At 37.8% G+C, this 13,577-nt stretch carries 15 protein-coding genes; all 15 read right to left on the bottom strand.

Annotated features, from left to right (window positions below; genetic code table 11):
• Positions 1-2: 2 nt before the first annotated feature.
• Positions 3-869, bottom strand: a complete 867-nt coding sequence (locus tag QN089_RS09205) for a phage tail family protein (RefSeq protein ID WP_285215145.1) — start codon at positions 867-869, stop codon at positions 3-5.
• Between the two features lie 11 nt (positions 870-880).
• Positions 881-5,830 carry a hypothetical protein gene (locus QN089_RS09210; RefSeq protein WP_285215146.1) on the bottom strand — a complete coding sequence of 1,650 codons (4,950 nt, stop codon included), beginning with the start codon at positions 5,828-5,830 and terminating at the stop codon, positions 881-883.
• Positions 5,831-5,844: 14 nt separating this feature from the next.
• On the bottom strand, positions 5,845-6,072 hold the full coding sequence (locus tag QN089_RS09215; RefSeq protein WP_285215147.1) for a hypothetical protein: 228 nt from the start codon (positions 6,070-6,072) through the stop codon (positions 5,845-5,847).
• 95 nt (positions 6,073-6,167) lie between these two features.
• Positions 6,168-6,623, bottom strand: a complete 456-nt coding sequence (locus QN089_RS09220; protein WP_285215148.1) for a tail assembly chaperone — start codon at positions 6,621-6,623, stop codon at positions 6,168-6,170.
• Between the two features lie 80 nt (positions 6,624-6,703).
• The gene (locus QN089_RS09225) at positions 6,704-7,234 is read right to left on the bottom strand and encodes a phage major tail protein, TP901-1 family (RefSeq protein ID WP_285215149.1); all 531 of its coding nucleotides are present in this window, start codon (positions 7,232-7,234) and stop codon (positions 6,704-6,706) included.
• A gap of 2 nt (positions 7,235-7,236) precedes the next feature.
• Positions 7,237-7,656 (bottom strand): DUF3168 domain-containing protein, encoded by a 420-nt coding sequence (locus QN089_RS09230; RefSeq protein WP_285215150.1) that lies wholly within the window; start codon positions 7,654-7,656, stop codon positions 7,237-7,239.
• 4 nt (positions 7,657-7,660) lie between these two features.
• Positions 7,661-8,080, bottom strand: a complete 420-nt coding sequence (locus QN089_RS09235; protein ID WP_285215151.1) for an HK97-gp10 family putative phage morphogenesis protein — start codon at positions 8,078-8,080, stop codon at positions 7,661-7,663.
• Positions 8,077-8,403, bottom strand: coding sequence for a phage head closure protein (locus QN089_RS09240; protein ID WP_285215152.1), 327 nt, complete (start codon positions 8,401-8,403; stop codon positions 8,077-8,079). Before QN089_RS09240 ends, QN089_RS09235 begins: the two co-directional genes overlap by 4 nt.
• A 1-nt stretch (position 8,404) precedes the next feature.
• Complete coding sequence (locus QN089_RS09245) at positions 8,405-8,719, bottom strand: head-tail connector protein (protein WP_481810417.1); 315 nt, start codon at positions 8,717-8,719, stop codon at positions 8,405-8,407.
• Positions 8,697-8,879 carry a HeH/LEM domain-containing protein gene (locus tag QN089_RS09250; RefSeq protein ID WP_285215153.1) on the bottom strand — a complete coding sequence of 61 codons (183 nt, stop codon included), beginning with the start codon at positions 8,877-8,879 and terminating at the stop codon, positions 8,697-8,699. The genes QN089_RS09245 and QN089_RS09250 overlap by 23 nt, the downstream gene beginning before the upstream one ends.
• A 47-nt stretch (positions 8,880-8,926) precedes the next feature.
• Positions 8,927-9,763, bottom strand: a complete 837-nt coding sequence (locus QN089_RS09255; protein WP_285215154.1) for a N4-gp56 family major capsid protein — start codon at positions 9,761-9,763, stop codon at positions 8,927-8,929.
• Positions 9,764-9,774: 11 nt separating this feature from the next.
• Positions 9,775-10,359: a phage scaffolding protein gene (locus QN089_RS09260; RefSeq protein ID WP_285215155.1), complete on the bottom strand. Its 585-nt coding sequence runs from the start codon at positions 10,357-10,359 to the stop codon at positions 9,775-9,777.
• A 91-nt stretch (positions 10,360-10,450) separates the two neighbouring features.
• Positions 10,451-11,056 (bottom strand): hypothetical protein, encoded by a 606-nt coding sequence (locus QN089_RS09265; protein WP_285215156.1) that lies wholly within the window; start codon positions 11,054-11,056, stop codon positions 10,451-10,453.
• 70 nt (positions 11,057-11,126) lie between these two features.
• Entirely contained in the window at positions 11,127-12,149 is a 1,023-nt protein-coding gene (locus tag QN089_RS09270; RefSeq protein WP_285215157.1) for a phage minor head protein, read from the bottom strand.
• Positions 12,130-13,566: a phage portal protein gene (locus tag QN089_RS09275; RefSeq protein WP_285215158.1), complete on the bottom strand. Its 1,437-nt coding sequence runs from the start codon at positions 13,564-13,566 to the stop codon at positions 12,130-12,132. The genes QN089_RS09270 and QN089_RS09275 overlap by 20 nt, the downstream gene beginning before the upstream one ends.
• Between the last annotated feature and the right edge of the window lie 11 nt (positions 13,567-13,577).

Below are 13,577 nucleotides of genomic sequence, written 5' to 3' on the forward strand. Positions count from 1 at the left end.
CCTTATACTGCGTTATATAACTTGTTGTAACTGATATTTACGATCGCACCTTGAATATCGTTATCTGCTGTGTACTCGATTTCATTCTCACCAATACATAGGTTGAAAAGAGTTGAATCGAGCGTAATCCAATGAAAGACGTTACGTGATGTTCCATCTTCTGATACAAAGCAAACTGTTTTATTATCTGCTGATGTGTCGATAATCATACGTTCACCTTCGAGTAAATTTTGCTTCACATGAATGAATTCGCCTGTTGTATTATTGATAATTTTCGGGTTGGTCGCTGGACCATGAAACTCAATAAAAATTGGTGTCGGTGCGTTTCCGTCGTTATTGATAATGCGTTTATCCTGTTGTAATCCCATTTGAAACGGTCCACTGAATGGAAATTGGAACAATGGTTTGAATGCTGGTTCTTCTTCGATTTTAGTTGAGCGCCAATACGGATTTGGAGCAACGAAATTCACCGAACCATTCTGAATCATTTCCGTTCTGTCCCCACCATCATTAAACTGTGGAACACTATCGGCTATGCACGTTATCAGACGTACAATGCGTTCGTTTTCGTACTTTAAAACACCTTGACCTAGTTTCGGATTAAGGACTGTTGCAACGTGTTCTCGCATACGTGATACATCTCCGTATGTTTCTCTTGCCTCTGCATTAGCCACGATTAAAAAATCTAATCCGATTTCCCTTTCGTCTAACAATGCATCGATAAAAGATGAACCGTCATTATATGCCGACTTTTGAAGTTGTATATTTGCTGATACATCACCAAGACCTGTAACCGATTGTATAAAAAATGGAGCGTCAGCAAACTTCACTGACTGCCCCAAACTATTGGTAAATTCGACTGTTTCCATCTACTGACCTCCTAAAATTTCAGACCTAATGACTGCATTTGACGTTTCTGTTGTCGTGCTAATTCAGCTTCGGAAAGGTGTCTAGTATCGTATTGATTATTGATTACGACACTGCTACCACTGCCTGTTCCGTTACCGTCTAATTCAACCTTCACTTTTACTTGAAGTTCTTTACTGATTGACGATTTCATTTCGCTTACTGTACCTAATCCTGTCGCTACACTCAATCCACTTGCCATTTCAGATTTAACCGATTCGGCTAGGTCTAAAGCTGTCGCAACTGCTTGATTTTTCATACGATCAATACCGTTAATCATACCCAGCACTAGATTACGTCCAATAAATTTGTCGCCCCATCTACTTGGACTGTGGATATCCAACGCACTTTGAATTGTCGATTTGATGGCATCTGCGATTGCTTTCGCTTGCGCCAGTAATGCTGGTGTCATAGAAGTTAAACCGTTTTGCATACCTTTGATTACATTTCGCCCAATCGCTGGCATACTCGCTGTTAAAGCATTAAATTTATTAGTCGTTTGACCTGTTAAATTTTTAATTTCTGCTTGCCACTCGGCATTGTATTGAGCCAATTGCTTAGCTGTTTCAGCGCGTAATGCTGTGATTTGCGTGTCTGTATCTTTACGCAATCCGACTAATTCTTGTGTTGCTACATCTGTTGCAAATTTCGACTTTTCTTCCCACAATGCAATATACTCTTTTAACTCTGCTTCAGACATTGTATTTAATGCGGCGATTTCAGACGAAGCGTTCGGGCCAAGTTGTTGTAATTCTTCAAGTAATGAACCAGCGACACCCTTTGAAGCTAACGAGTTGATATTACTCGCCCATTCTTTAAGTGTTGTGACTTGGTCTTGCAAATTGCTCTTAAGTTGAGTAGAAGTAACGTCTGCTGTCTTTTGTACTTCACTAAATAGCGATGTAAAACTACTCAATGTTTTAGCACGATCTGCTACTGCTTTTTCATATTCAGCATTTAATGCTTTTTCACCGTCTATTAATTTTTGGTTAGCTTCTTGAATAGCATTTGTGTACTTCTCGTTTAATGCGATTAGACCATCATAGATTTCTTTTTTCTTCTTACTAGCCTGTTCATCGAAATATGCACGTTCTGCTGAACCTTTTTTGTAAGCTTTACCAATTTCAATGATTTTAGCGATTTGTTGTGCTGCGCTTAATTTTTCGTTAGCAAGAATATTTTCTACTTTGGTTTTGTTTGCTTCATACTGCAATTTTGCATTTTGCTTAACTGCTTTAGTGTACTGATTTTCAAAGTAGATACGTTCTTTCGAGTTTTTCGGGTACTCTTTCGCAAGTTTGCTAATCGACTGTAACTGCTTATCTGTAAGTATCTTATTGCTAGATAATAGCTTACTTACGGTGTTTTTTCGTGTGGATAAAAGATTCGCCGCTACGTTCTTTTCTGCACTAATAATTTTTGCGTTCGCTTTGTTTTGAATCGCTTCATTTTGCTTGTATTGCTTAGCTAACGCACTCACTTTAGCAACATATTTATTTGTATCGTTCGTTGTCTTTTTACTCGCATTGTACTGATTATCGTATTTAGCAAGTTTTAAGTTAAACGCTTTTTGGTCTGCAATTACTTTAGCGTTACGTGCTCTTTGTGTTGCTAGTGCTTTTTTAGTTGTAGCTTTAGCAATTTTAGCGTTGACGGTATTTTGTGCATTTGTAACCGACTTGTATTTTTGTCCGAGTGCTTTTGCCTGCTTTACATAAGATGCTGTACTAATTGTCCCAGCGCTTAATTTTAAATCCAAACCTTTCATGCCATCAGAGAAAGATTTTTTAGCCGCGGCTGCTACTGCTTTCGCTGATTTTTCCACAGTTGATGTTTTAGACTTGATACCATTCGCAAAACCCTGTCCTGTGTGTTCACCTAAAGTTTTTGTTACACGCGAAGGAGAATGAATATCCATCGCTGATTTAATTGTATTTTTAACTCTATCAGCAATTGCTTTAGCTGCGCTCACAACTGCACTAATTTTTGATTTAATCCCATTGATTAAACCTTGAATGATATGTTGTCCAATGCTCGTTAGATTAATACTTTTCAAGAAGTTCACTGCATTATTCCAACCGTTTTTAATCGCACTCACAACATTGCTCATCGCGCTCGTAACCACTGATTTTAAAGCGTTGAAACCACTTGATACGACACTACGGACGGAACTCACAGCACTTGATACAACACTACGAATACCATTCCATGCACTTGAAACAACTGAACGAATGCTACTCATAATAGAAGAAATAACCGAGCGCATCGCATTAAATCCACTTGAAACTACACTACGAATTGCGCTTGTAATTGAAGCGACTGACGAACGCATAGCACTGAACGTACTTGTTACTTTTGATTTAATGCTCGTTACAATACTGCTGATCACTGAACGAATTGCATTCCAAATACTACTCGCAACGGTACGAATTGCACTAAAAATAGAAGATACACTCGAACGTAAAGCGCTGAATGTGCTTGTGACACGTGATTTAATCGCATTGACTACTGATGTAATCACACTTCTGATTGCGTTCCACACACTTGTTGAAACACTTCTAATCGCATTCCATACGCTCGATACAACGGTACGAATCGCATTAATACCACTTGTGATGCCAGCGCGTAATACTGTAATAACTGCGATGATGACTGCTTTGATACTATTCCATGCACTGCTCGCATTCGCTTTAATGTTGTTCCACACAGTTAAAATAGAAGCTTTTAAATTATTAAAAATAGAAGTGGCTGCTGATTTAATAGCATTCCAAATAGTTGTAACTGTATTTTTGATAGCTTCCCAAGCTCTACTCCAATCGCCTGTTAATACGGATAAAAAGACTGTTATTATACCCTTTATCAAAGCTACACCTATCGTTACAACACCCTTGATAACTTCCCAAGCATTTTTAATTATCATTGAAATCAAAGGCCATACTGTAGAGAAAATTGTTGTAATCACACTCATTGCATTTGTGATTACAGTTGAAATTATTGTCATAGCTGTTGTAACAATTGTCTGTATTACTGTCCACACTGATGAACCGATAGTTTGTATTTGCGCGCTATTGCTCGTCCAAATACTTTTAATAGATTCCCATGTGGTTAAAATGAAGTCTTTTACTGCACCGAATGCTGTAACAATAACTTCTTTTACAGCATTGAAAGCTGTTGAAAGTTGTTCTCGGAAAACAGCTGATGTTTGATAAACTCTTATCAAAGCCGCTACAACTGTCGCTATTACTCCTACAGCTATCCCAATCGGACCTGTGAGTAATGCGAATCCTCTTAAAAGCCACGGCAACGCTAAGCGAGCGACGTTTAGTATGCTAGAACCTAAACTTGTTATTTTAGGCATGATACCGGATACGCTAGTAGCAAATCTCGTGATTGTGGGAATAATGCGCACAAACATTGTCCCGAATGTTAATATCCATGGTAATACTGCCATGACTGCACCTGTAAGAGATACCAATACAGCAATGATTTGTCCGATGACAGGATTACTTTTCATCATATTGTTAGTCCACTGCAAAAACTTATTAGCCAACTCTAAGATTTTTGCTCCAAGTGGTGCCAGACCGATACCGAGATTGACTAAAAATGTTGTTAGATTGCCGATTAGCGACATAACTGATGGTGCTGTAGCTTTAACATAGTTTAAAAAGTTTTGGAATGCTTGATTTTCCCCAAGTGCGGCACTCCACGCTCTCCATCGTTGCATTAAAGATTGTAAACTCGTCATCATACCACTTGCTGATCCACTAAATGCACTGAAGAAATTTACAACACCAACAATTGCATTACCAAAAATACTACTAATCTTCGGCATATTAGCTTGTACATACGAAATAAATGATTTAAACTTCTCACTCTTTTGTAATCCTTGGGCCCATTTTGCAAACGATTGTGTCATTTCTAAAAAACCTTGCGACACTGTTTTTGTCAAAGGGGCAAATGCGACAAACATTGAACCTAAGCCTTTAAAAATATTACCGACTGCTTTACCGAACGTCACCATCATTGGTGCGCCCTCTTTATTTAAGTATTGAATGAATTGTTGAACAGGTGGTGTACCAAGTGATTGTTTCAGTGTGGACATAAGTTGCTTGAAAGCATTAGCCGATGAAACAAAAAGTGGTTGTAATTGCTTTAATAAAGACGACGCTGTTTGCGCACCTGTTTTGACACCTTCAAGGATTGGCTTTTGCGTTAATTTAACTAATCCATCAAAAGTTGTTTTAATACCGTCGATAGCCGATTTCGTTTCTTTTTGAAGCGCATTTAACTTCGCATTTTCATCGTATAGTTGCTTAACATTACCAATGACAAGCGCTAATGAAGCACCAAATCCAGCAAATGCTGTAGCTGCTCCAAATACAAATGCTGTCGCTTGCCCAGCCATAACCCCAATCATGACACCGAGATTACCAATTAATGCTCCGACATTGGCAAGTATCGGACTAATAGCTGGCAACACTGACATAAACGCACCTTGTAAAGATGTGCCCACAAGTTCAGCGAAGTTACGCATAGATGTTGCGATTTTCCCCATCATAGCTTGACCTGCTTGATAGCCTTGGCGCAACTCACCAAAGAATTTTTTCACATTGTTGTAATCTGCTTTAATTGCAATAACAACTTTACTAGCTGATAAAGCTAACATCTTAGCCTTTAACATCGCAACAGTGCGATTAAAACGACTTGTATCAGCCTGTATATTAATTTCTGCATTACTTGCTTTAAGTAAATTCGTTTGCGCACGTACTTGAATCATCTTTCGCATAAATTCGCGAACATTCGCACCGATATTTACATTTGCGCCACTAGCTGTTTTGCGTATATTCGCATCAACTTGTTGTATTTTACGAGTAAACTCACGAATATTTGCGCCGACCATTGCTGTAAAACGTTCAAATGCCATATGTGTCCCTCCTTTTAACTACTTTTAATCACAAAGTTTTGCATTGCTTTTTGAGCTTTATCAAAACGAGTGAAATCTTTCTTCGGTTCTTCTTGTTTTAAAATTTGCCTTTTAGCTTTATCTGCATTGAATAGCTTTTTAACGTCCACACGCTTTTCATTAGATGCTCTAGCTGTGAATATAGCTTGTACTGCCATATCTTCATATGCTTTAATATCACGCAACATAGCACCTTTCAGCATGTTTCCCCACTCACGCAAATCAAGCGAGTACAGATAATCAAAATCGGTGATATTGAGATACTGTACTGCATCGATTTCGAGTTGATTAAAGTCGACTACGCTTCGATTTCTGCTTTCAGTTTCATCATGTATTCGACCATCGATTTGTTCTGCTCTTTTTCCTCGTCCGTCTGACCCAGCGTTTCCGCCATCTCGAACATTTCCCAGAACGTCTTGACTTTCTTCGCGAAAAAACCACTGTTACGCATGAAGTTATAAGCTGATTTAAATAATTCATCTAAACCATTTTCTTCGATATGTTCTTCTAATGCTGATTCGATTTCACTTCGTGATGGAATTTCTTTTTTCGTATTGTGGGCAGTAGCTGCAACCCAAAAGTCGACTAATGATGTTGGTTCGTTTTGTACTAAACCTTGTAAAAGTGTTTCTAATCCACCTTCTTCTTTATTTGTTTTCTCGCTATATGTTCCGAGTTTTTCTACCTCTTTTAAAAATGCAAATGAAGCCTTTGCTGTATATTCTTTTTTGCCTACTGTTAATGTTAATGTCATATAAATGACCTCCAATTGATTATTTTTTAAGTATTAGAAATGAAAAAGAGGAGCGTTATGCCCCTCTCGTTTTTTATTTACTAAGGTCCTGGTGGTGCTTCCACACGACTATCAGCTTCACCTTTAAATTGACCTGGTTTCTCGAATCCGTATTGACCGAACTCGATAACCTCTAACGGTAATTTATCGATTTGTCCATGTTGCGCTTTCCCATAAACCTGTAATGTAGCTGAAATTTCTTCATAACCGTCTTGAGCATTCGAGCGTTCTGCAGATTCTACGATTACATAAGCAAACATCGCGTCATGTTTATCTAAAGGATCTAAATTCACGTCAACTTCCCACACTTTTAGCTGTTTTTTGTCCTCAATCGCCTTTAGAACTGCCATTTGTCCCGGGTCCTTTTTAGCGCCATATGCCGATACTTCGAACGATTCAGAGTTGTTACCGTAACCAACGATACGCCCAAACTTCGTTTGCTCATCCTTGATATCATTTTCAATCGAGTATGATGATTCCGTTTGATTAGCAATAACAAGCGCTGCTGTTCCATGCTCTGCATCGACGGGCTGTACTAACATAATTGTATCTTTACCATTTTTTAAACTCATTTTCATTTCTCCTTCTGTAGTGAAATTTTCAAAGTAAAAACACCATGTCGGTGAATACCGTCGATGTCTGTAAAGACACGCGTATCACTGCATGATGTTTTGACTGTGTTATATCCACTTATTTTTAATTTGTATTTGAGTGATTCATAAATCGCTGACAAAATCTTATACGCTTCACTGTTGCCTTTGTAATTACTCCAAATGTGTAATGTGATGGTATAGTCTTTGACATCTTCTGATTTAACAGAAAAGGCATCTACGCGTGGTTCACCGATGACAATGTATGGATATACAGTGCTTTCAGTGACGTAATCGTAAATGCCTTTTGTATTAAGTTCTTTGTTGAGTAAACTTGTGACTGCTACATCACTCCGTAGCCTGTCTAAAATTGCTTTTTGTAATGCTCCAAAAACAAGTGACATATCATCACCTACCTAACCTACGCATTTCTCTACGGAAATATTGTCGCCCGACCTCAATAGCCGGGAACCAAAAAGGCTGTGCTTCCATACCTCTAGTGAACACAAACTCACCGTATTTTTCGGAGTAAAAAACCCAACCATCTTTGTTGCCGTTACCGTTTTTAGCGTAAATACCTGTGCCATATTCGATATAAATGGCGTAATCTGCGTCCACAGTAACGATTGCTGTTAAACCACCTTGAAGCACTTCAACTTCAATAGATTGTCTAAGATACCCACTGTCAACAGGCGCTCTCGCTCGTGCTTCCGTTTGAATAACTGCTGCTGTTTCCACAACAATACGTTTAATTTCATCTTCTATTTGATTTCCCCAGCGTCTTAACGCTGAAGATAATGCACGACTACCAAAACGAGTGACACTCATTTCTTCACCTCACGTAACTTCACACGATAGATTTCACCTTGCCCACCTTGATCTAGTGGTTTACCGACTTGTTCGTATTCAATGCCTTCATAACGTACAAAATGCTCGTTTAAGAGTTTATAATCGTTCGGATAGTAAATGTATCTATCAAACGAGTTTTGCAACTGCATGGCATTGTATTGTTCTTGTGAGGACGGTGTGTCCACAAAGCAATGCATGGTAAACAAATCGACTGGCCCACCTTCGACAAAACCACCCGAATCATCTTCATACGCTTCACCCATCTTGTATATTGTCGCTAAGTGTGGAAATTCATCGCACATACTACCACCTCAACTTTTTATAAGGTTTTAGTAGTAGTAGCACTGATGTGGGTAAATCAGTCGTGTACGCATAGCTGACCGTTCCCATTGAACGACTAACTAAACCTGCTTTGTTACTGTAAAATTGGATTGCTTTAGCAATAAATACTAATGCGTTATCAATCGTAATCGCTGGGTTATTACAGTATTCAACAGCCACATCAAAATAAATCGGCGCCAACATTTTGTAATGCTCTGTTTTTTCTGTGGTGATTACTTCGTTATTGATCATCATTAATTTAGTCACTTGTTCATCAGTTAGTAGCATTTGCTTCACCGACTAACAATCCGATTAAATCAGCTTTTTTCATTTCAGATGTATATGCGATTTCTCGCTCATCTAATAGCTGTTTCAGTTCATCGACCTTCAATGATTCGTAATCGACTGCTTCAACTTCATTCGATTCTTTTCGTTCATGGTATCTTCGTAACATCATTTGTGTTCAACCCCTTTCAGTAAAAAAAGAAGGCTTATAAAAGCCCTCTAAATACCTGTAAATTTCACTACACCGTTGTCATTGTATAAATTCGTAGTGTAGTAAGTATTAGCTGCTAATACAATTGTGCGTGCTAAAATGTCCTGATCTGTTTTTAATTCAATTTCTTTTTTCTTCACAATTTCGACTGCTCCGAAAAGTTGTAAATAACCTTTACCTTCCGTAACACGTTTTGTTTTGACGATATCTTTAATACCAAGTAACTCTGCCACTTGTGCTTTTGTGATTGCTGTTTGTTGAGTAGTTCCGCCGACATTGAATAGCGACTTAACTAATTTCGTATAATCTTTGGTGTTAACGAATAAAACCATATCCATTTCATCTTCTAAATCGAATACATCAATTGCAGCTAAGATTGAATCAATAGAAGTTGGTGAACCAGGTGCTGTTAGTAAAGATTTTTCTAACGTTGCTAAATAATCAATTTCCACTTTATCTGCCACTGCCATACCGATTTGTTTAGTAGCTTCATTAACTGTACCTTCTACGTTTGTGATGATAGCTTTTTCGGTGATTTCCACAGCTTTACCCGCCTCTTTGACAGTCACTGTAGTAGTAGTCATTGATAGCTTATCAGTATTCATTGGCACACCTTCTGTTAAGTCTGCCGCTGCTCCGATGTATGCGTATTTTGGACGTGTAATTGTATCGCCCGATGTACCTTTTAACGTATTATCAAGCGTTGCATAAGGTGTGAAACGAATCGCTTTATCCAACTGCGCTGAAATAGCTGGCGCTAAAACTTGTGGGTTGATTAAGTCCGCCGCTTTCGTTTGTGCAAAGAATTGAATATCTAATTTTAATGGTTTAAATACTTGTTTCATGTGTATCTCTCCTATTCCGATAATTTATTGAACAACTCTACATCTTCGTTATACAAATCAACTTTTTCCATGTATGACATTGAAGCAAATTGTTCTTTTGTAATTGCTGGTGGTGTACCGCCTTGTGGTGGAGTGCCACCTTTTAGTTTGTCTGATGTGAATAAATAATCATCAGACTGTTTCAGCGCGTCTAATTGCTCCGATAGTCCAATCAACTTGTCACCTTCAAGCTTAATACCTTCAATGTTTAACAGACCCTTAACAGCTTTCGGATTTTTTGCTTTTGCGTCACGTAGCGCTTCCGTAAGTGCAAAGTCAAAGTCTTTCTTGTCTAGTTTTTGTTGGTATTCAGCTTTTGCTTGTTCATTTTGCTGCTGTAACGCTTGAATCTGCGCTTGTAGTTCTTCGTTGCCATTCGCTTTGCTTTGTAAATCAGCAAGCTGTGTATCACGATCAGCAAGTTGTTGTTTATAGTCGTTTACTTCTGCGATTTTTTCATCTAATCGCGATTTCGGAATCATCTTGCCAAAACCTTCAACGACCTTGTCAGCTTGCTCCTTGCTTAATCCTAATGCGACTAATTGTTCTTTATTCATTTATATATGCTCCTCTCATTTTTAACGTGTCTGACACGATTTTTGGCATAAAAAATAGCCTTGTTTAACGTCTGTGACTAAAGACGAGGTGTTAATCCAAAAGGATGTTTTCTACTTCTTTTTCTAGTGTTTCAATAGCTTCATTGATTCCCTTACAATACAACATTCTGAAATAATCAGCATGTTCATAATCTAGTTTACCTTTCATATCTTCGAATTTATCGATATAACAAGACATTGATGATGATCGTATTTTACTTAAATCTATTTCCCCAGGAAAAGCCATTTTTAAGTACAGTGAATTTTCCATAATATTTCCCCAAATCTTTTTCACCTCATCACTGCTTTTCTTACGCAATTCCTCAAATTCTTCTTTCGTATATAAACTACATTTAAATTTTTCAAAATCATTTAAAGTCTTGATTATTTCACTCTTTATTCTTTCAAAATCCTTAACTGCTGGAATAAAAATTTCTAATTTTAAATCCATTTTCTTCATACTATCTTGCTTATCTATTTGTTTTTTAGCAACATAATAAGCTGTTGTCGCACCTATAACACCACCGAACAAACCCATTATGCCGCTTACTAAAACTATTACATTATTTTTATCGAGCATGGAAATAGCTGCAACTTGCATAACTCCAAAAAAAATAATGAAAATAACTCCTGCAAAAAATATAAACTTTTTGTTCATATAACCCCTCCTAAAAGGAATTATATAGAAATAATGTAACTAAGTGAATGACATTGTTATGATATGCTTGTCAACTATATCTCTTTCTCCACTCATCAAAGGTCACATAAGGCATTGTTGTGCTTGGTGGAAGTATTTCTTTATCTGCCATCTTGTACGCTTGTGCATACGTGTAACCATCTTCCATGTATAAGTCGATACGATCAGCAAGCTTTTGTTGATACTTATCGTCTTTGTAGTCACGTCCACGTCGCACGCTAGGTAATTGACCGTTTACGAGTTTTAACTTCACGCAACGACAATTAATATCCATTTTCGCTACGTTCCATAAATGTGGCCCTTTGGCTTTCCACAGTTTGTAGTGGAAGTAGCCTTCTTCGTCTGCAACCTGTCCGTCTAACTTTCTGTGCGCTGTTCGTACTTTATGATCTAGTGACGATAACCAAACATCATCAATGTCAGCATATTGCTTCATTTCTTCGGTTACTGCCTGGTCGGATAGACTTCTAGCACGTCCACCCTCTGTACGAGCGACCGCTCTCGCTTTGTATTGACTAAATCCAACAGCCTTTTCAATGCGTTCAGCCATCTTCCAATAACCTTCTCCAGCAAGTAGAGATGATGATATTTCAATGTGAAGCTTACGAATGATTTCATTCCGATGTTCCTTCAAAACTGCTGGTAATCTCAAAAACTCAATTGGATTAACGAGTGCTGCTGCTACTGTATCTTCTGTGGGTAAACTAAAGCCATCTTCCGTTGATTGATACACTTCGAACAAATAAGCCATCATCAAGTATTGCTCGACATAAATTCTTTCTGTTGAATGTTCAATCATCTTAACAATCGCTTTATAATCCTCATTCAGTTGATTAGCGATTCGCTCCAATTCTTTAGACAGTCGATTGTACTTATTTAAATCTGTGTAACTTGTTTTATCATCTACGACAAACTTGTTATACATCGCACTTAAACTGTTCAGAATCTCTCGTAATCGCTTGGAAAGGAGTTCTTCTACTTCTGATTCAGATTGTTCAATCATTCTGTCCACACGCTCAATGATGTCGAGTTGATTATGAATCTGTTTCGCCATTGTCCTCACCACCTAAGTCGCCATATCGACTATCGTATGCACTTAATTCAGACTCTTTCTGTTTAGCTAATCGTTCCTGTTCCTGCCCAATATCACTCACCCATGGATGATTTTCTAAGATTGTTGTATCAGAAATAACGCCGACACTATCTCGTGCCATTTGAATGATTTCTGCTTCATTCGTCAAAATCATTTTGTTGAAAGTAAATGTGACATCGCGATAATTAAATTCACCACGATTAGCTAATTCACAATATACTTCAATAAACTTCATAAACATTCGTAAAGCTAATGTAAACTTACGCTCAAGCATTGAAGCTTTCATGTCGAGTAGTGCATATAAGTTTTGCAGTGCAACTCCAGAAGGTGCATCGCCGATGATTTCTGGTGATGGATCTACACCTTGTCCGCTAGTAATGATGTTTTTTCGTAGCATTTCAGCTTGTAATTGATACGCTTGTGTCGGAATATCAGCTTTCAGTGTATCGATACCACCTTCTTCTGATACTTTGATTGCCTTATAACGTCGTAAATTCGCATTGAATTCAGCTAAAGATTCGCCTTCATAACCTTTCAAGACGTTGATTAATTCTTGAATATCGATAATAGTATCTTGTGATTTACTTACTAGAGATTCATACGCATCAATTGCACGTTTGTTGAAATGTAAATCACTCAATTCTTCTTTATTATTCGCAAATTTAATAAAAGGCACCATCCCCCACGACTTCCACTCTGTACCCTCTGCGTTTGTGAAATGCGGCGCTGGATTCACTTCGTATGTCACATCTAAATAAATTTTATTATCAATGACTTCGTAATATGTGACATCATCTGCGGTCCAGAACTCTAACTTTACATGATTTTCACTGACGCTATAGAAACGAATAGCCGCTACTAATTGATTACGTTTAGAACGGTCGTAAATTGGTATAACTTGTTCCGCTTCAGCAATCATATAATCGAAGTCGCCTTCTTCATTAACAAAAGGATGAAGCCATTCTAAACCTTTATTAGATGCATTCTTAATCAATTCAGCAAGCGTATCTTCCCACTGCTCTCCGATTAATTCTTCTAACGTTACGAGAATATCTCTGTTATCTGAACGACTACCAAACGACATCGGCTCACCACTTAAGTAAGCAACCTTTTGGTCTACTAAAATTTTATGCAGACCACTTGGAACTTTTTCGTTTGTTGCGTCATGATCAACTACTTTTTGTTCATCTATATATGTGAATATTTGTTTCATTAATACATCCGTTTCGTTTGCATAGTACCTTGCACCAGCTAACATTTGACTATTATCAAAATCGTCATACATTTTTTTAATATCATCAATTTGTTTCGGTGCATTCGACTTAATTTGCGCAATCAAAGCGTCTGTATATGTTCCATTGAAATTATAAATGTTCATCCTGTACCTCC

It is taken from the genome of Kurthia sp. YJT4 (assembly GCF_030219945.1).
Lineage (GTDB): Bacteria > Bacillota > Bacilli > Bacillales_A > Planococcaceae > Kurthia > Kurthia gibsonii.